The following is an 18,226-nucleotide window of genomic DNA, read 5'->3' as shown; positions in this document are numbered from 1 at the left end:
GCGGTCACCCCTCCTCGTTCTGAAAGCACTTTACCGCTCGGAATGAAAGCATCCGAGCACTCGATTCGCAACGAAAGACGCATGTTCGAGTCCTGCTTTTCGAATCCTTAAAATGAAGTCTTGCATATCGAACCCTCGTGATGCTTCACTCGGTAGCCCCAGTGAAGCGCCACGATCACAGTGCGTGGTCGCTGGCCCGGCAAGGGAGGGCGAAGCGATGAAACCCCTGATCTTCGGTTACATGCGGGTGCCAGACGAGCTGACAGAGGAGGAAGCGAAGCGGCGCGAGGACGCCATCAAGGCGTACGCGGAGAAGGAGGGCTTCACCTTGGTGACGATCTTCCAGGAGACGCAGCAGTTCCACTTCTCGGCGTTCGAGGAGCTGATGAACGCGCTTCAGGAGGCCGAAGCGCGACGGGTGGTCGTCCCGTGCTACGACGACTTCGCGGCCTCGTACCACCTCCAGACTGCCCTTGTCCTCCAGGTGCAGCATGAAGCGTCCGCACAAGTCATCGCCCTGGACGAGCTGTGAGCACACTCGTGTCCAACCTCCGCCTGGCGGCGACCCCCACGGCTGCCAGTTGCGCCCGCATCTTCGTGGCTCACGCCCTGCGCGAGTGGCAGGCTGACGCGCTCGTCCAGGATGCGCAGCTCGTCGTCTCTGAACTGGTGACTAATGCTGTCCAGGCAACGGGCGTGCGGAAGGAGTCGCCCGCGTGGCTGGAGCTGGAGGGGTTACAGCTCCTTCACGTCGGTGTCTACGGTCACGGAAGGTCCGTGACCATCCAGGTCTGGGACAGCTCGAAAGAACCGCCGGTCAAGCAGAAGGCCGGCGGGGAGGCTTGGGCCGAGAGTGGAAGGGGGCTGGCCATCGTCGAGACGCTCGCGCTCCATGTCGGCCACTTCTTCCTGAGCACGGGCGGCAAGGTGGTGTGGGCCGAACTGGCGCTTCCCGGCGTCGTTCAACCGCTCCCGCGAAGGATGCCCAAAGACCTCTCGAACGTCGTGCTGCCGCAGTCCGACCCCGACACGCTTCTCAAGCTCCTCGACGGCTTACAGAAGCTCTGAAGCACAGAAGCGCAGGTTTGCCACCCGCAACGAAGAAAACCCCGCGCCGCGACGGACGCGGGGCGCTCTTCGCTGTGGTGCGGGGTTGATGGTTGTCGGGGGCAGTCGTCCTCATGGATGCGGACGATCAGCTTCTCCGGACCGGGAAACCCCGGGTAGCCGGTGTTGGCCCAGCCCTCGGACTGCCAGTGCGGGGGGCTACTGGGAACTGCTGACTGATCGACCATTTGACGAGTTGGCGGCTGTCGTGTGTCCGCCGCGCGCCGCAGCCTCGGGTGGGCCTCGATCGCCCTATTACATGTCCCCGCGCGCCCGCGCGGGAGATCTCATATGCGGAGGATCTCGTATGAGGACTCGGCAATCTCCCGCGCCGGGGTTTCCGGTCCGCGCGGGGCTCGTTGGGCAGGGAGACCCCGTCCCCGCCCGGTGACGTGACCCCGTCGCCGCGACCCGCCAAAGGAGCACGATGAAGTCCCTCAAGGCTGCCGCCGTCCTCGCCGGATCCCTGGTCGCCGTCGGCGCCGCCGCGCCCGCGTTCGCCCAGAACACCTCCGACCTGACGCCCACCAGCCTCAACGGCGCCGTGAACTCGCTGACCAGGGAACCCATCGACGTCATGCCGGTCAAGCACCAGTCCGACGCGCTCGACACCGAGAAGAAGGGCTCGCTGCTCCACACGGTCGACGGCGCCACGCAGAGCCTGAACTCCTCGGCCGGTCCGCTGCTCGGCGGCCTGCCGCTGCGGAGCTGACGCCCGCCCCGGCCGCCCCGCCCGCCGTACCGGTCGTACTTGGTGTCCGTCGTACTACTGCGGCACCCGGGCGAATTGTGCGCTGGTCGCCGCACCCCTCTCGTTGAGCGGTGCGGACGTTGAGCCACCGAATCCTGAAAGGGACCGTGCCTGACATGAAGTCGACCACCCGAGGAACCCTCGCCGCCCTCGTCACGGGCGTGGCGGCAGCCGTCGGCGCCGCCGCCACCCCCGCCGCCGCGGTCGGGACGGTCCCCGTCCCCGTGCCGCTCGGCGGTGCCGAGAGCGCCCTCGGCATGGAACTGCCCAGCGTGGGCGGCGAGCTGCCGCTGCCCACCGCGGGCAGCCCCGAGGGGCCCCGGTTCGTCGAGGGCAGGCTGCTGCCGGAGCGCGCGCTGCCGCGCCTGCCGGTAGAGGGCGGGCTGCCCGGCCTGGACGTGCGGGCGCCGCTGGCGCACGTCCTGGGCGACGGATTCGACCACGTGGACGTCGCGGCGCCCGCCTCCGACCTGCGGGCCATGGCGCCCGGCCTGACCGTGGACGGCCCGCTGACCGGGCCCCGGCCCGGCAACGCCGGTCTGCCGGAGCTGACCCAGCCGGAACTGGGCGTCCTCGCCCCCGCGCTCCAGGCCGTGCCCGGAGCCGACCTGACGGCCGGTCAGGGCCTGTAGTCCCTCCTCCCTCCTCCCCCTCCCGCCGCCCGCACGGGCGCTCCCCGACCGCCATCCGGCCGTATCCCGGTGACCGTCCGCCGTCCGCCGTGGTTACCACCGCGGACAAACGGCTACGGACATACGGCCACCGACAGACGGTCGCGGACCCACGGCGACGGAGAGACGGCTCGGGCGACCGAACCGGACGAGGAGACGGGCCATGCGCTCAGGCAACGGCGGAACACCGGCACAGGCGGGCAGCACGGCGGCGGACGGCACCGGCGGCGCGGTCGCGGGCGCGGCGGACACCGGAGGCAGCACACGGCGGGAGGTGACGCGCCGGCTGCTCACCTGCGCCGCCGTCGCCGCGCTGGCCCCGGTGACCGCCGCCTCCCGGCCCCCGGGCACCGCCGCCGGGACCGGGACCAGCCCGTGGAGCACCCCGGGCGGCACCGCCTTCGACGAGACCTACCGCGGCCGGCGCATCCGCGGGGTGTGGACCCCGGAGCGCGGCGCCGGCGGCACCGGCCAGTGGTACGTCACGGTGGACGGCCGCCCGCTGCACCTGATGCGCCGCGCCGACGGCACCTGGCTGAGCATGGTCGACCACTACGGCTCGTACCGCACCCCCCTGGAGGCGGCCCGTGGCGCCGTCGACGAGATGGGGCCGGGGCGGCGGCTGCGCGACCTGGCTCCCGGCCCGGTCGGCGCGGGCGCCCCGTACGCGGGCTCCTACACGGGGGGAGAGCACGGTGGCGTACACGCGTAAGAACATCACCCGGCTCACCGCCTCGGAGAAGCGGCGGTTCGTGAACGCGCTGCTGGAGGTCAAACGGCGGGGCCAGTACGACGACTTCGTGCGCACGCACATCGCGTACTTCACCGCCGACGGCGAGAACGGGCTGCGCCCGGCCCACATGGCACCGTCCTTCCTGCCCTGGCACCGCAAGTTCCTGCTGGAGCTGGAGGGGGCGCTGCGCCGGGTGGACTCCTCGGTGACCGTGCCCTACTGGGACTGGACGCGGGAGCGCACCCGCACCTCGGCGCCCTGGACCGCGGACCTCATGGGCGGCGACGGCCGGGCCTCCGACCGCCGGGTGACCACCGGCCCGTTCGCGTACGTGCACGGCTCCTGGACCCTCAAGGTGGGGGTGACCGACGGGGAGTTCCTCACCCGTGACCTGGGCCGCTCCCGCGATCCGATCCAGCTCCCGGACAAGAACGAGCTGGAGTGGGCGCTGAAGGACGGCACCTACGACGTGGCGCCCTGGGACTCCACGGTCACCCGGGGCTTCCGCAACAAGCTGGAGGGGTGGGGCACCGGCCGGGGCAGCGTTTCCTGGCGCAACCACAACCGCGTGCACCGCTGGGTGGGCGGTGCGATGCTGGGCGCCGCCTCCGTCAACGACCCGGTCTTCTGGCTCCACCACGCCTTCCTCGACCTGCAGTGGACACGCTGGCAGAGCCGTCACCGGGGCGCCCGCTACCTGCCCGCCTCGCCGCCCGGACCGGGTGACGCGCAGCGCGGCCGGATCGTCGCCCGGCGCGAGAAGATGCCGCCCTGGGACGTCACCCCGGACTCGCTGGAGGACGTGAGCCGGATCTACCGGTACGCCTGACCCGCGCCGGGGTGGTGCGCCCGGCGCGTGAGGGGCCCGTGGGCCCGGCCCGGCGCACCGCCCGGCCCACGGGAAGAGCCCCGGCGCTCGAGGTGCCGGGGCTCTCCTTGCGGGTCCGGTGCGGACCTTGCGGGTCCGGTGCGGACGGGCGGGCGGTGTCAGCCGCCGTAGGCGCCCGAGCCGTCACCCTGGGCGAGGTGCCCGATGTTGGCGCAGGTGTTGCCGAAGGCGGGGTTGAGGACGCCGATGACGTCGATGGTGTTCCCGCACAGGTTCACCGGGATGCTGACCGGGACCTGGATCGTGTTGCCGGACACGACGCCGGGCGAGCCGACAGCCGCCCCCTCGGCACCGGCGTCCGCCATGGCGAGACCGGCTCCGCTGATCACCACGGCACCCGTGCCGAGAGCGACGGCAGCCGCCTTCGCGATGCGAGACATCACGTTCTCCTAACTTGCTCGGTGAGTGCGGCAGCAGGACGCGCGGCCGCACTCACCCTTCAACGCGACCGGCCCGCCCGGGTCACGGCGTATCTCCCCGGATCACCCGTTTTGAACAGCGTGGATCCGGCCGGGGCGCTGGTAGAGACCAATTCGACTGCTGTTTGGCCAACCCGATTGACGCGGTGGCGGCGGCTCCCCTGTGCTGTCCGGTAGCGGGAAGGCGAAGTCCGGGTGTCACACGGCAGAAGGCGCGAGCCTCGTCCGGGGAGGGGCCATGTCCGTCGAGACAGTGCAGGCGTGGGGCGAGTTCGGACGGCGGTTGCGGTCCCGGCGAAGACAGGCCGGGCTCACCCAGTTGCAGCTGGGGCTGCGGGTGGGCTACCACCACACCCTCATCAGCAAGCTGGAGAGCGGGCTGCGGGAGCCGCCCGCCGGTCTGGTGCGGCGGCTCGACGCGGTGCTGGAGACCGGGGGAGAGCTGGCCGCGCTCGCCGCCGCACCGCGCGAGGCGCCACCGGCGGCGGACCGTCCGCCGCTGGACCGGAAGCTGTTCGGGGCCATGCCCGGGGCGGACGCGCCCGGCTCCGGTGAGGTGCCGGACCCCCGGCTGTGGCCCGCGGAACTGCCCGCCGAGGGCCTCGCCTGCCCGCTGCACGGCACGGCGGGCTGCGCGGTGCCCGACCTGGGGGAGTTACCGGAGCTGCTGGCGGTGCTGGCCGCCCTGACCGGCCGCTCCCCGGGCGCGGCGGGCATCGGCCCCCGCACCGGCGCGGCGGGCGCGCGGGGTGCGGCGGCGGCCGCGCGGGCGCGCGGGACCGGCACGGGCACGGGCGCGGAGGCGGAGCTGCTGCACGCCCTGACCGCTGTGCTCGCCTGTCTGATCCGCGAGGCGTTCCACCGGACCACCGCGGACTCGCTGGCCACCGTCGAGCGGCTGCTGCGCTCGGTGGTGCGCTGGGCCGAGGAGGTCAACGCCACGGGCCGGCTGCCGTACGGGCAGCTCCGGCTCGCCGCCCAGTACGCCCAGGTCGCCGGGCGGCTGCGGATGCAGCGCGGCCAGGGCGGCATCGGCATGGCCTGGTTCGGGCACGGCCTGGGGTGGGCGGACGCCGTGCACGACGCCCCGGCGCGGGCGACCCTGCTCAGCGACATGTGCACGCTGGTCCGGCTGGACGAGGACCCCGGCTCGACACTGGCGTACGCGCAGGCCATCGGCGCGGTGGACCCCCGGCGGCGCTGGGTCGCCACCCTGTCCGGCCTGTACCAGGCGCGCGGGTACGCCCTCGGGCACGACGCCGCCGAGTGCCGGCGGCACATCACCGCGGCCCGCCGCGGCTTCGCCCGGCTCGGCCGCCGCGACCTCCTGGAGGCGCCCTGGCTGGCGGGCGCGGAGGGGGAGATGCGGGTGGAGTCGGCGATCGGCGGCGCGCTGCGCGACCTGGCCGCCGCGACCGGTGACCGTACGACGGCCCGGCGCGCCGTCGAGGCCACCGCGCGCTCGCGGGCCCGGCTGCCCGAGGTGATGCGGGCCACCCATCTGCTGCTCACCCTGCGGCTGGCCGACGGCTGGGCGTGCGCGGGCGATCCGGGGGCGGCGGTCGCCGTGGCCGGTCCGGTGCTGCGCGAGGCGGTGGCCGCGCGCGAGCTGATGATCAGCGCCGAGCTGCGCGGACTGCACGGCAGGCTCTTCGGTCGCTGGGGCGATCTCGCGGAGGTGCGGGAGTACCGCGAGCGGCTGCTGGCGGCGGACGCGGCGGACGCGGCGGAGACGACGGGGTCCCGTCTCTGAGGTCGTCGTCTCTGAGGTCGTCGAGGGGCCCGTGGTGCCACCGGTGGACGCCGGGCCGGCGGGGAGCGCGGCCGGTTCGCGCGCTTGCCGGATTTTGACAGGTCTGGACCACGGGCCGGAAACCGTTGACCCGGCCGCGGGTCGATGTGAGGGTTCGGCCGGTCCAGACCATGGCATGTCACCGTCACCCCGCCTCGGATTGACGTGCCCATGCTCTGGGGGCGACGGCCGGACAAGGGCCGCACACCTCTCACAAGGAGCCGCGATGCTGAGAAAGATGGCAGTGGCCGGGATATCCCTGGCCGTGACGCTCGGGGGGGTGGTGGTGCCGGCCTCGTTCGCCGCGGCGGCGCCGGCTTCCGCACCCGCCGCGGGCACGCCGGAGCAGACCCCCGACGCGAAGGCCGTGGCCGCCGCCGACCAGGCCGTGCGCAGCGGCCTCGACGCGCTCGCCAAGGGCCCGGACGAGCAGTACGACCGCCGGCAGGTCACCCCCTGGGTGAAGGGCCTGTACTCGGTCGCCTACCAGCGCACCTACGAGGGCCTGCCGGTCGTGGGCGGCGACGCGGTCGTCCTCGCCGACGGCACCGGCACGGTCCGCGGCGTCCAGTCCGCCACCCGGGCCCGGATCTCCGTCTCCACCGAGCCCTCGGTCACCGCCTCCCGGGCGGCTGCGGCCAGCCGCGCCCGGCTCGCGCACGTCGACAAGGCGGACGCCCCGCGCCTGGTGGTCCGGGTCGAGGACGGCACCGCCGCCCTCGCCTGGGAGACCGTGCTGACCGGGCGTACCGGCACGAACGTGCCCAGCAGGCTGCACGTCTTCGTGGACGCCCGGACCGGCAAGGTCCTCGGCACCCACGACGAGGTGCACGCGGGCACCGGCAACAGCAAGTGGAACGGCCCCAACCCGCTGACCATCGACACCTCCCGCTCGGGCAGCAGCTATGTGCTGCGCGACACCACCCGCCCCGGCCTCCAGTGCTCGGACTACAGCGGCGGTGTGTTCACCAAGTCCACCGACAGCTGGGGCACGGGCAACCCCACGAGCAAGGAGACCGGCTGCGTCGACGCGATGTTCGCGGCGCAGAAAGAGTCGGACATGCTCAAGAACTGGCTCGGGCGCAACGGCCACAACGGCAACGGCGGCAGCTGGCCGGTCAAGGTCGGCCTCAACGACCTGAACGCCTACTGGGACGGCTCCACCGTCACGATCGGCCACAACAGCGCCAACGAGTGGATCGCCGGGATCGACGTGGTCGGCCACGAGTTCGGCCACGGCCTGGACACCTTCACGCCCGGCGGCGACAACCACGAGAGCGGCCTGGGCGAGGCGACCGGCGACATCATGGGCGCCCTCACCGAGGCGTACGCCAACGAGCCGTCGCCGTACGACACTCCCGACTACACCGTCGGCGAGATGATCAACCTCCAGGGCCGCGGCCCGATCCGCAACATGTACAACCCGAGCCTGGTCAGCAACAACCCGAACTGCTACTCGGCGTCGATCCCCTCCACCGAGGAGCACGCGGCGGCCGGCCCGCTCAACCACTGGTTCTACCTGCTGGCCGAGGGCTCCAACCCGGGCGGCGGCAAGCCCTCCAGCCCCACCTGCAACAACTCCACCGTCACCGGCGTCGGCATCCAGAACGCCGGCAAGGTCTTCTACGGCGGCATGCTGCTCAAGACCAGCGGCATGACCTACAAGCGCTACCGCACCGCCACGCTCACCGCGGCCAAGAGCCTGGACTCCACCTGCGGTCTGTTCACCGCAACCAAGGCCGCCTGGGACGCGATCAGCGTCGGCGCCCAGTCCGGTGACCCGACCTGCCAGATCGAGCAGTCCGACTTCACGCTGGCGCTGAGCCCGGCCACCGGCTCCGTCCAGGCGGGCGCCTCCGCGCGCACCACCGTGGGCACCACCGCCGTCGGCGGCGCCCAGCAGGTCACGCTGACCGCCTCGGGCGCCCCCGCGGGCGCGAACGTCTCCTTCAGTCCGGCGACGGTCACCTCCGGCGCCAGCTCCGCCATGACGGTCACCACCGCGGCGTCGACGCCCGCCGGGACGTACCAGATCACCGTCACCGGCAGCGGGGGCGGCAAGACCCACACCGCCCAGTACACGCTGACGGTCGGCGGGGGCGGCACCGAACCGGGCACCCCGCCCGACATCGACGTGGCCAAGGTGCAGGCGCACCTGGCCCAGCTGAACACCATCGCCACGCAGAACGGCGGCAACCGCCGCTCCACCTCCGCCGGCTACCGCGCCTCGGTCGCCTACCTCAAGGACAAGCTCCAGGCCGCCGGCTACACGGTCACCGAGCAGACCTGCACCTCGGGCTGCACCTCCGGCGCGGGCAACAACCTGATCGCCGAGTGGCCCAAGGGCGACGCCAACAACGTGTACATGTTCGGCGCCCACCTCGACAGCGTGTCCGCGGGCCCCGGCATCAACGACAACGGCTCCGGCTCCGCGACCCTGCTGGAGAACGCGCTGACCCTGGCGCAGACCAACCCGACCATGAAGAACCGGGTCCGGTTCGCCTGGTGGACCGACGAGGAAGCGGGGCTGAACGGCTCCGACTTCTACGCCCGTTCGCTCTCCGGCACCGACCGCTCCCGGATCAAGGCGTACTACAACTTCGACATGGTCGCCTCGACCAACGCGGGCTACTTCGTCAACAACCTGAACTCGGCGGCCTCGGCCCCGATGAAGGCGTACTGGGACTCGCTGGGCCTGGCCCCGCAGGAGAACGTCGAGGGCCAGGGCCGTTCCGACGACTACTCCTTCCAGCAGGTCGGCATCCCCACCTCGGGCTACGCCACCGGCGCCGACGCGGTGAAGTCCTCCTCCGAGGCCGCCAAGTGGGGCGGCACCGCGGGCCGTTCCTACGACTCCTGCTACCACTCCTCCTGCGACACCACCAGCAACATCAACGCCACCGCGCTCAACCGCAGCGCGGACGGTGTCGCGTACACGATCTGGAAGACCTCCGTCGGCGACACCCCCGTGCCGGTCAACGACTTCTCGATCTCCGCGAACCCGGCCACCGGTACCGTCCAGCCCGGTTCCTCCGCCTCGGTGACCATCGCCACGGCGACCACCAGCGGTGACGCGCAGACCGTACGGCTGTCTGCCTCCGGCGCCCCGGCCGGGGTGAGCGTCTCCTTCAGCCCGGCCTCGGTGACCTCCGGCCAGTCCGCCACCGCCACCGTCCAGGTCGCGGCGGGCACCACGGGCGGTACGTACACGCTGACCGTCACCGGTGCCGGCGAGGCCACGCACACCACCACCTACACCCTGACGGTGCCCGGTGGGGGCGGCGGGACCACCTGGCAGCAGGGCGCCACCTACCAGGCGGGTGACGTCGTGACGTACAACGGCGTCAGCTACCGGTGCCTCCAGGGCCACACCGCCTACCCGGGCTGGGAGCCGCCCAACGTCCCCGCCCTCTGGCAGCCGGTGTGATCGGCGGGGGTCCCTGTGATCCCCGGCTGATCCCGGGCCGGTCCGGGCCGATCCCGGGCTGATCCCGGGCCGGTCCGGGCCGATCCCCGGCTGATTCCGGGCTGATCCCCGGCCCGTGGGGCGGACCGTCCGTCCCACGGCAGTGCCCGGTCGCCGCACCGGGTGCGCCGAGCCCCGGGCCCCGGCCGTCCCCTCCCGTCATCCGGGGGACGGCCGGGGCCCGGTCCGTGTGCGCAGACTGGAGGACGGTTCCTTCGTCCTGGGCGAGCGGCTGGGCGCGCCGCACGGGGAGAGCCGGACGCAGGCGCGGCTGAGCCGGACCCGCCCGGTGCTCGGTGCCCTGCGCGACGACCTGTCCGCCGTGGCCTGCCTCACCTTCTACGAGGACGGTGAGATCCGGGTGGCGGAGATCGTCGACGGCCCCCGGGCGCCGCGCGCCGAGCTGTGGGTGGGCTTCGATGACGCCGGGTACGCCACCGCGCTGGGCAAGCGCGTGCTGCGCGAGCTGGACGACGAGGTGCGCGGCGAGTACCTCTCCCGGCCTCCGCCGGCCGACCTCCCCGGACCGTCACCCGCCGCACGGAGCCGCTGCGGCGGCTGGACGCCTCCGGGTGGCCTGCGCGCCGTCCACGCCTGCCACGGCACCGTCGCCGAGGCGACGCGGCACGCGCCCCCGAGGGTCCCTGAGGGCAGCGGTCTGTCCGGTCGGCCGTACCACTGGGCGTGAGGGGCTCCGCTCACGGCCGGTCGTCGGGACGCCCGGCGCCCCCCTTCCCCATGAGCATGCGGACGCGTCGGCTGAGAGCGGCCCCCGCGGCGGTGAGGAAGACGAAGGTGTAGAGGATCTGGAGCACGGTGACGACCCGCGCGGACTGGCCGTGCGGGGTGATGTCGCCGTAGCCGATGGTCGCCAGGGTCACCAGGGTGAAGTAGAGGGCGTCCACGCGGGTGCTCAGCCCGGTGATCTCGCCCGGATGCCGGGACAGGACGTAGTACCCGCCGGCGAAGACCAGCACGGACAGGGCCATCAGGACCGGGATGGCCAGTCCTGGCCGGGTGTCCGGCTTGTCGGTGAGCACCTCGTGGATCTGCCGCAGGATCAGCGCCGCCACCGCGGCGAGCACCAGCACGAACACCGTCCAGCTCAGGACCGGGCGGTGCGGTCCGAGCCCGTCCAGGGGCAGCAGGAAGTAGACGGCGACCAGGGATCCCACGAAGAGCCCCGCGCCCGCCGGGACCACGGCCCGGTGCCAGGACCCCGCCCGACCCGAGCCGTCGTCCCTCACGCTCCGCCTCCTCCCGTACGGCGGCCGTACGGATCTCCGGTGCGGGCTCCAGTAAAGAACGCGGGCGGGCGGGGCGCATGTCGGGTGCGCGTCCGGGCCTGGGGCAGCCGGAGGGGGGCGGCACGACGGCGCCGGGGAGCGGGGGAGGAAGGATCGGTGAATGGCGGATTCCGGGGCGGCGGTGCGCCCGTGATCCGTGTATGCGCCGCCGGTCCGACAGGATGTCGGTGGCGCCCCCGGCAGGACTCGAACCTGCGGCCAAGCGCTTAGAAGGCGCCTGCTCTATCCACTGAGCTACGGGGGCCTGGTGGGTGGCTCTCGCCGTGGTGCCGCCCGTGCGGGCCGCTCCGTGACGTCGCCGGGGACAAGGATAGGGCTCCCGCGTCCTTGCCCCTGTCGCTTCGCCTCCGTGGCTCGATGTGGAGGTTCGGTGAAGCGGTCCTGATAATCGCAGGCAGGTGCGAATCGCGCATCGCTTTTGGTGCCTCGGGCACCGGGTGTTGTGCACTCGTTATGCCTGGCCTGTGCCGTCGCCCCAGTCGTCCGTTCCATCCCTTGTGTTCCGTCGGCACGCAGACATGCTCATATGCTTCAGAATTCCCCTAAAATTGGGCATTCTTCGCATGTGGTGACCTTGGACGTACGGCCTCAGCTGCTCGAAGCACTCTCCGCCCTGCGCGACCGCGTCGCCGCCGCACGCTTCCCGCTGCCGCTCGCGGGGGCCCCACGCGCGCGTGCCAACCGCGACGAACTGCTCGCCCAGCTCGACGACTACCTGGTACCGCGGTTGAGGGAACCCGACGCGCCGCTGCTGGCCGTCGTCGGCGGATCCACCGGCGCGGGCAAGTCCACGCTCGTCAACTCCCTGGTCGGGCGGCGGGTCAGCGAGGCGGGCGTCCTGCGGCCGACGACCCGGACACCGGTCCTGGTGTGCCATCCGGAGGACCATCACTGGTTCAGCGGCATGCGCGTCCTGCCCGACCTCGCGCGCGTGTGGGTGCCCCGCCAGGACCCCGCCGCCACGGCGCTCGGCGACGAACTCCCCCCGACCGAGGACGATCCCGCGCGCGTGCTGCGCATCGAGACCGTGGAGACGGTGCCCCCGGGCCTCGCCCTGCTCGACGCGCCCGACATCGACTCCCTGATCGCCGAGAACCGGGCCCTTGCCGCCGAGCTGATCTGCGCCGCCGACATCTGGGTCATGGTCACCACCGCCGCCCGCTACGCCGACGCCGTCCCCTGGCACCTGCTGCGCACCGCCAAGGAGTACGACGCCACCCTCGTGACGGTCCTCGACCGGGTCCCGCACCAGGTCGTCTCCGAGGTCTCCCGGCAGTACGGGGCGCTGCTCACCAAGGCCGGCCTCGGCGACGTACCGCGCTTCACGGTGCCCGAACTGCCCGAGTCCGCCTGGGGCGGCGGGCTGCTGCCCGCCACCGCCGTGGCCCCGCTGCGCACCTGGCTCGTCCACCACGCCCAGGATCCCGCCGCCCGCCGCTACGCGATGGGCCGCACCGCCCACGGCCTGCTCGACTCGCTCAAGTTCCGGATGCCCGAACTGGCCGGCGCCGCCGCCGCGCAGCACTCGGCCGCCCTGCGGCTGATCTCGGCCGTCGACAGCGCCTACGACGGCGAGCACGCGCGCGTGCGGGGCCGGTTGCAGGCGGGGACCGTGCTCGCCGGGGACGCCCTGAAGCGGTGGCGCGCCTACCCCCTGGACTGCACCGCGGGCGAACTGCTCGACGCGCTCGTGGAGAGCCTCGGCGCGCTGCTGCTGTGCGCCGTGACCGCCGCCGACGAGCGCGTCGACGACGCCTGGCGGCGCGAACCGGCCGCCACCGCGCCCGGACTCGCCGACCGCGCCCCCGCCGCCGAGGGCGCCGAGCACCGCATCGGTCTCGCCGTACGGCGCTGGCGGCGCGAGCTGGAGGAGTACGCCGAGGACGAGGTGCGCGAGCTGGACCGCAGCGTCGCTCCGGACCCCGAGGTCGTCGCCGCCCTGGCCGCCACCGGACTGCTGGGCGGCCGCCGGGGCCGGTCCGCGGGGGAGGGGCTGGCCGAGCGGATCGGCGCGCACGGCGCCCTGCGGCTGCGCGACCGGGCCGGGCGGCTGCTCGCCGACTACCTGGACCGGGTGATGCACACCGAACGGGAACGCCGGCTGGCTCCGCTCGACGCCCTGGAAGTGCACCCCGAACCCCAGGCCGAACTCATCGCCGCGCTGTCCGTACTGCTGAAGGAGAGGTGACCGGTGACCGCCGTCACTGATCAGGACCGAACGGAACACACCGCACGCGCCCCGCGCACCGGCCGTGCGGAGTACGCCGACGCCGCCGACGCCGCGGAGGGCGCTGAGGGTACGGAGGGCGCGCAGGGCGCGGCGGGGCCGGGCGGGGGAGCGGGCTCGGGTGCGGGTGCGGGCGCGGTGTCCAGCGGCAGGTACGGGGCGCGGGACGCGCCGGGGCGGGAGGCCGGGCGGCCCGGTGCGGGGCGGCCCGATCCGGGACGGGCCGAGGCCCGTGGCGGCAGTGGCGGTCGCGGTCGCAGTGGTGGCGTCGGCGGGGATGGTGGCAGTGGTGGCGTCGGCGGGGGTGGTGGCGGTGTTCCGGCGGGCCGGTCCGCCGAAGCCGCCCCGGCCGGTGAGAGCAGTGGCGGCGGCAGGGAGGACAGGGACGGTGCGGACAGCAGGAGCGGCGCGGACGGCAGGACCGCCGCCACCGCGCTCGCGCGGCAGGCGGGCCGGGACGAGCGGTACGCGCGCGGGCACGACGACGAGCGGCACGCGCGCGTGAGGGACGACGAGACGAACGCGCGCGTGCGGGACGACGACCGGCACCCGCACGGCAGGGAGGGCGACGCCCCGGGCCGCGGCGGCGCCGACGGGTCCGGGACCGGGTCCGGGTCCGGGGCCTGGGACGACGGGCTGATCGCGCGCCGGGTCACCGAGACCGGCACCGGCACGGGCACGAGCGCCGCCGACCTCGTGCACGTGGACCCCCGGCCCGCCCGGACGCTGCCCGTGCCGCCGCTCGCCTACGACGGGCCGCTGCGGTCGCGGCTGGACGCGCTGCGCGAACTCGTCGGGCTGTCCCGCACCCGGCTGGACAGCCGCACCCTCGCCGAGGCGGGGCGCGTGCTCGACGAAGCGGCGGCGCGCCGCCGACTGTCCGGGCAGCACACCGTCGTCGCCCTCGCGGGCGCCACCGGCAGCGGCAAGTCGCAGCTGTTCAACGCCCTCGCGGGCGTGGCGATCTCGGAGACGGGGGTGCGTAGGCCGACCACCGCCGCCCCCATCGCGTGCAGTTGGAGCGACGGCGCCGCGAGCCTCATCGACCGCCTCGGCATTCCCGGCCGGCTGCGCAGGCGCCCCGTGCAGGGCCCGGACGCCGACCCGCAACTGCGCGGCCTGGTCCTGGTCGACCTGCCCGACCACGACTCGGCCGCCGTGCAGCACCGCGAGCACGTGGACCGCATCCTCGGGCTCGTCGACGCGGTCATCTGGGTCGTCGACCCGGAGAAGTACGCCGACGCCGTCCTCCACGAGCGCTATCTGCGTCCCCTCGCGGGCCACGCGGAGGTCATGTTCGTCGTCCTCAACCAGGTAGACCGGCTCCCCGGCGAGGCCGCCGACCAGGTCCTCGACGACCTGCGGCGGCTGCTCGACGAGGACGGCGTAGCCCTCGGGGAGTACGGCGAACCGGGCGCTACCGTGCTCGCCCTGTCGGCGCTCACCGGAGACGGCATCCCGGAACTGCGCGAGTCGCTCGGCCAGTTCGTGGCCGAACGCGGGGCCGCCGCGCGCCGGGTCGCGGCCGACGTCGACGCGGCGGCGGACCGGCTCCGGCCGGTGTACGACACCCGGCGGCGGGCCGGGCTGAGCGAGGAGGCGCGCGAGGAGTTCGCGGCCCGCCTCGCGGACGCGGTGGGCGCCACCGCGGCGGGCGAGGCGGCCGAACGCGCCTGGCTGCGCAACGCCGGGCGCGCGTGCGGCACGCCCTGGCTGCGGCTGTGGCGCTGGTACCAGGACCGGCGCGAGCCCCCCACGGGCCGGCTGCCGGTGCGCGCGCAGCCCGACGAGGAGGCCACCGCGCGCCAGCGCGTCGAACAGGCGGTGCGCACGGTGGCCGAACGGGCGGCGGCCGGACTGCCCGCGCCCTGGGCGCAGGCGGTGCGCGAGGCCGCGGTGCGCGGGGCCCAGGGGCTGTCCGAGGCCCTGGACGAACTCGCGGCGCGGGCCGGTCTGCCCCCGGGCCGTCCGCCGCGGCCGGGCTGGTGGCCCGCGGCGGTCATGGCGCAGGCGTCGATGACCATCCTCCAGGTGGTCGGCGGCCTGTGGCTGGTCGGCCAGATCGCCGGTGTCCTGTCCCCGAACCTCGGTGTGCCGGTGCTGCTGATGATCGCCGGGATCGTCGGCGGCCCCATCGTGGAGTGGAGCTGCCGCATCGCGGCCCGCGGCCCGGCCCGCAGATACGGGCAGGAGGCCGAACGCCGGCTGCGGGAGGCCGCCGCGGGGTGCGGACGGGCCCGGGTGCTGGATCCGGTGGCGTCGGAACTGCTGCGGTACCGGGAGGTGCGGGAGCAGTACGCCCGGGTGGCGGGGGCGAGCGGGCGGTGAGCGGAGTCCTGGCGGGGCCGGAAGGCACTCGGTACCCGATCGGGTGAGCGGGTTGTCCACAGGCGGGCGGTGCTCCACAGGGCCCGGCGGGCTCGTCCCGGCGGCGGCAGTCTGGTGCCGCGGCGATCGCGACGGAAGCGGTCGGCGCGGCGAGCCGCAGCGGATGCGGCGGACGCAGCCGTACGGGACGGGCCCGTGCGGGTGTCCGCCCGGACCGGAAGGGCCGGGCGAGGGAGGGGCAGACGATGAACGAGACGACGGTCTGCGTGGTCGGCAACGTGGCGACCCAGCCGGTGTACCGTGAACCGGCCGCGGGCGCCTCGGCGAGGTTCCGCCTCGCGGTCACCGCGCGCTACTGGGACCGGGAGAAGAACACCTGGACGGACGGCCACACCAACTTCTTCACGGTGTGGGCCAACCGCCAGCTCGCCACGAACGCGATGGCCTCGCTGAACGTGGGCGACCCCGTGCTCGTGCAGGGCCGCCTGAAAGTACGGACGGAGACCCGCGACGGCACCAGCAGGACCTGGGCCGACATCGACGCCACGGCCATCGGCCACGACCTGGCGCGGGGTACGTCGGCGTTCCGCCGATCGGGCCGCCCGGAGCAGGCCGCGCCCGCGGAGCCGCCGCGCCCCGAACCTTCTTGGGAGACCCCGGATCCGGCACCGCGCGCACAGCCACGACAGCGATCGGGTCCGGAGCCGCAGGAGCGTGAACAGGGCCGGGAGCAGGACCGGGAGCCGGCCGCGGTGGCATGACGGCAGGCCGCGGCCCCCGGCCCCGCCGAGGTCCGTCCGGGCCCGCCTTCCGCCCGCGAGCCGGGTTGATTTGTCGATAAGCCCTGCTCGTCGGCGGTGGCGGCGATAACGATTCCGATTCGGATCGGGCCCCTGACGACCTGACAGCAAGTGCCGGTGCGAGGGGTCCTTAGGATGCCGAACGTAGCTCATGGGCTTGGAGATTCTGCTGGTGGGACCGCACCCCCACGTGAACGGGTCCTGCTCGAAGGGGAATTCTGTGTGTGCTTCGTACTCTGCGCGGTCCGCGCGCGGGCGAGGGGCGGCCCGTCTCGCCGCCACGACGCTGGCGTCCGGACTCGCCGTCGCCGCCGTGCTGGCCACCGCCGGCCCGGCGGCCGCCGACGGCAGGCCGCAGAGCCAGGGCGGGGCCACCGCCACGATGGGCGGCCTGAAGACGTACGGTGCCGCCGTCCTGCGCGACGAGAGCGGTAACCACCAGATCTCCGCGGGGCTGTTCGAGATGGCCGTGGACGGCGGCGGCATGCTCCAGACGTACTGCGTCGACATCCACAACCCCACGCAGAAGGACGCCAAGTACCAGGAGACCCCCTGGAGCGGCACCTCCCTCGGGGCCAACAAGAACACCGGGAAGATCCGCTGGATCCTGGCGCACTCCTACCCCCAGGTGAACGACCTCGCGGCGCTCGCCGCCAAGGCCGGGGTCAAGAACCTCACCGAGCAGGACGCGGCGGCGGGCACCCAGGTGGCGATCTGGCGCTACTCCGACGGCGCCCGCGTCGACGCCGTCGACTCCCGCGCCGAGAAGCTCGCCGACTACCTCCAGCGCAGCGCCCGCGACGAGGCGGAACCGAGCGCCTCGCTCAGCCTGGACCCGCCCGCCGTCTCCGGCCGCCCCGGCGGACGGCTGGGCCCGGTCACCGTGCGCACCGGCGCGAGCAGCGTGACGGTGTCGCCCCCCGCCGACGCCGGCGGAGTACGGATCGTCGGCAAGGACGGCAAGCCGGTCACCACCGCGAAGAACGGCACCCCCCTCTACTTCGACATCCCCAAGAGCCCCACGGGCACCACCGACGCCACCGACTCGGCCGAGAGCACCGACGGCACCCCCCGGACCCCGGACGCCGCGGCGGGCTCCGCCGAACTGACCGTCCAGGCCTCCACCACCGTGCCGGTCGGCCGCGCCTTCACCTCCGACAGCCGCAGCCAGACCCAGATCCTGGCCGGCTCCAGCGAGTCCACGGTCTCCGCGACCGCCGTCGCCACCTGGGGCGAGCACGGCCCCATACCGGCCCTGTCCGCCGAGAAGAACTGCGCCGAGGGCACCCTGGACATCCGCGTGACCAACAAGGGCGACCAGCCGTACACCTTCGACCTGATGGGCGCCGCCCACAGCGTCCCCGCGGGTGCCACCCGCACCATCGCGATCCCCCTCCAGGAGGACCAGGCCTACGACTTCACCCTCGTGGGTCCCGACGGCCGCGCCCAGCGTTTCACCGGCGTCCTCGACTGCAAGACCCAGGGCGCCGCGGTCGGCACCAAGACCCAGACCCTCGACGAACCGGCCCCGGCCCCCACCCCCGTCACCGCCGGCAACGTCCCCACCACCCCCGACCTCGCCGCCACCGGCGGCTCCGACACCACCCCCCTGATCGCCGCCATCGGCCTCAGCCTCCTGGTCCTCGGCGCCACGGCCCTGAGCATCCTCCGCAAGAAGCGGACCACCCAGGACTGACCGGATCCGGATCCGGGCGGGGCGGGGCGGTCGTACCGGA

14 protein-coding genes, 1 tRNA gene and 1 pseudogene are annotated in these 18,226 nt (G+C 73.8%); 13 read left to right on the top strand and 3 right to left on the bottom strand.

Annotation, left to right across the window (positions count from 1 at the left end; all coding sequences use genetic code 11):
* Nucleotides 1-217: 217 nt before the first annotated feature.
* From R4Z62_RS11045 to R4Z62_RS11020, 6 genes are all read left to right on the top strand, one after another.
* Nucleotides 218-532 (top strand): recombinase family protein, encoded by a 315-nt coding sequence (locus R4Z62_RS11045; protein ID WP_389599208.1) that lies wholly within the window; start codon nt 218-220, stop codon nt 530-532.
* Nucleotides 529-1,068, top strand: coding sequence for an ATP-binding protein (locus R4Z62_RS11040; RefSeq protein ID WP_491519703.1), 540 nt, complete (start codon nt 529-531; stop codon nt 1,066-1,068). The genes R4Z62_RS11045 and R4Z62_RS11040 overlap by 4 nt, the downstream gene beginning before the upstream one ends.
* 466 nt (nt 1,069-1,534) lie before the next feature.
* On the top strand, nt 1,535-1,819 hold the full coding sequence (locus tag R4Z62_RS11035) for a hypothetical protein (protein ID WP_064533214.1): 285 nt from the start codon (nt 1,535-1,537) through the stop codon (nt 1,817-1,819).
* A 155-nt stretch (nt 1,820-1,974) separates the two neighbouring features.
* Entirely contained in the window at nt 1,975-2,490 is a 516-nt protein-coding gene (locus R4Z62_RS11030; protein ID WP_389599204.1) for a hypothetical protein, read from the top strand.
* Between the two features lie 202 nt (nt 2,491-2,692).
* A complete protein-coding gene (locus tag R4Z62_RS11025; protein WP_079158907.1) occupies nt 2,693-3,241 on the top strand; it encodes a tyrosinase family oxidase copper chaperone in 549 nt (182 codons plus the stop codon).
* Nucleotides 3,225-4,091, top strand: a complete 867-nt coding sequence (locus R4Z62_RS11020; protein WP_491519702.1) for a tyrosinase family protein — start codon at nt 3,225-3,227, stop codon at nt 4,089-4,091. Before R4Z62_RS11025 ends, R4Z62_RS11020 begins: the two co-directional genes overlap by 17 nt.
* Nucleotides 4,092-4,249: 158 nt before the next feature.
* Here the strand turns inward: R4Z62_RS11020 and R4Z62_RS11015 are convergent, their stop codons facing one another.
* Nucleotides 4,250-4,531, bottom strand: coding sequence for a chaplin (locus R4Z62_RS11015; RefSeq protein WP_064533211.1), 282 nt, complete (start codon nt 4,529-4,531; stop codon nt 4,250-4,252).
* Nucleotides 4,532-4,808: 277 nt separating this feature from the next.
* Here R4Z62_RS11015 and R4Z62_RS11010 point away from each other — a divergent pair, with 277 nt between their 5' ends.
* From R4Z62_RS11010 to R4Z62_RS11000, 3 genes and pseudogenes are all read left to right on the top strand, one after another.
* Nucleotides 4,809-6,323 (top strand): helix-turn-helix domain-containing protein, encoded by a 1,515-nt coding sequence (locus R4Z62_RS11010; protein ID WP_491519701.1) that lies wholly within the window; start codon nt 4,809-4,811, stop codon nt 6,321-6,323.
* Between the two features lie 265 nt (nt 6,324-6,588).
* Nucleotides 6,589-9,789 carry a M28 family peptidase gene (locus R4Z62_RS11005; RefSeq protein ID WP_385504720.1) on the top strand — a complete coding sequence of 1,067 codons (3,201 nt, stop codon included), beginning with the start codon at nt 6,589-6,591 and terminating at the stop codon, nt 9,787-9,789.
* A gap of 229 nt (nt 9,790-10,018) precedes the next feature.
* Nucleotides 10,019-10,398, top strand: a pseudogene (locus R4Z62_RS11000) (IclR family transcriptional regulator); the annotation flags it as partial.
* Nucleotides 10,399-10,526: 128 nt separating this feature from the next.
* Here the strand turns inward: R4Z62_RS11000 and R4Z62_RS10995 are convergent.
* Nucleotides 10,527-11,075 (bottom strand): potassium channel family protein, encoded by a 549-nt coding sequence (locus R4Z62_RS10995; protein WP_491519700.1) that lies wholly within the window; start codon nt 11,073-11,075, stop codon nt 10,527-10,529.
* Between the two features lie 228 nt (nt 11,076-11,303).
* Nucleotides 11,304-11,379, bottom strand: a tRNA-Arg gene (locus R4Z62_RS10990).
* Nucleotides 11,380-11,700: 321 nt separating this feature from the next.
* Here R4Z62_RS10990 and R4Z62_RS10985 point away from each other — a divergent pair.
* The 4 genes from R4Z62_RS10985 (at nt 11,701) to R4Z62_RS10970 (ending at nt 18,186) form a co-directional block, all read left to right on the top strand.
* Nucleotides 11,701-13,323 carry a dynamin family protein gene (locus R4Z62_RS10985; RefSeq protein ID WP_064533208.1) on the top strand — a complete coding sequence of 541 codons (1,623 nt, stop codon included), beginning with the start codon at nt 11,701-11,703 and terminating at the stop codon, nt 13,321-13,323.
* Between the two features lie 3 nt (nt 13,324-13,326).
* Nucleotides 13,327-15,690 (top strand): YfjP family GTPase, encoded by a 2,364-nt coding sequence (locus R4Z62_RS10980; protein WP_491519699.1) that lies wholly within the window; start codon nt 13,327-13,329, stop codon nt 15,688-15,690.
* 245 nt (nt 15,691-15,935) lie between these two features.
* Nucleotides 15,936-16,451 carry a single-stranded DNA-binding protein gene (locus tag R4Z62_RS10975; RefSeq protein WP_355480237.1) on the top strand — a complete coding sequence of 172 codons (516 nt, stop codon included), beginning with the start codon at nt 15,936-15,938 and terminating at the stop codon, nt 16,449-16,451.
* A 259-nt stretch (nt 16,452-16,710) separates the two neighbouring features.
* Complete coding sequence (locus tag R4Z62_RS10970) at nt 16,711-18,186, top strand: Cys-Gln thioester bond-forming surface protein (protein ID WP_491519698.1); 1,476 nt, start codon at nt 16,711-16,713, stop codon at nt 18,184-18,186.
* Nucleotides 18,187-18,226 lie beyond the last annotated feature (40 nt).

The organism is Streptomyces sp. PL-25, assembly GCF_058344915.1.
The sequence above is the reverse complement of the archived record's forward strand: the minus strand, read 5'-3'. Positions and strand labels throughout refer to the sequence as shown.

What these genes read in the sequence shown, in the direction of transcription:
- R4Z62_RS11045 (WP_389599208.1), top strand. Translation starts at nt 218, where the DNA reads ATGAAACCCCTGATCTTCGGTTACATGCGGGTGCCAGACGAGCTGACA.
- R4Z62_RS11035 (WP_064533214.1), top strand. Translation starts at nt 1,535, where the DNA reads ATGAAGTCCCTCAAGGCTGCCGCCGTCCTCGCCGGATCCCTGGTCGCC.
- R4Z62_RS11030 (WP_389599204.1), top strand. Translation starts at nt 1,975, where the DNA reads ATGAAGTCGACCACCCGAGGAACCCTCGCCGCCCTCGTCACGGGCGTG.
- R4Z62_RS11025 (WP_079158907.1), top strand. Translation starts at nt 2,693, where the DNA reads ATGCGCTCAGGCAACGGCGGAACACCGGCACAGGCGGGCAGCACGGCG.
- R4Z62_RS11015 (WP_064533211.1), bottom strand. Translation starts at nt 4,531, where the DNA reads ATGTCTCGCATCGCGAAGGCGGCTGCCGTCGCTCTCGGCACGGGTGCC.
- R4Z62_RS11010 (WP_491519701.1), top strand. Translation starts at nt 4,809, where the DNA reads ATGTCCGTCGAGACAGTGCAGGCGTGGGGCGAGTTCGGACGGCGGTTG.
- R4Z62_RS11005 (WP_385504720.1), top strand. Translation starts at nt 6,589, where the DNA reads ATGCTGAGAAAGATGGCAGTGGCCGGGATATCCCTGGCCGTGACGCTC.
- R4Z62_RS10975 (WP_355480237.1), top strand. Translation starts at nt 15,936, where the DNA reads ATGAACGAGACGACGGTCTGCGTGGTCGGCAACGTGGCGACCCAGCCG.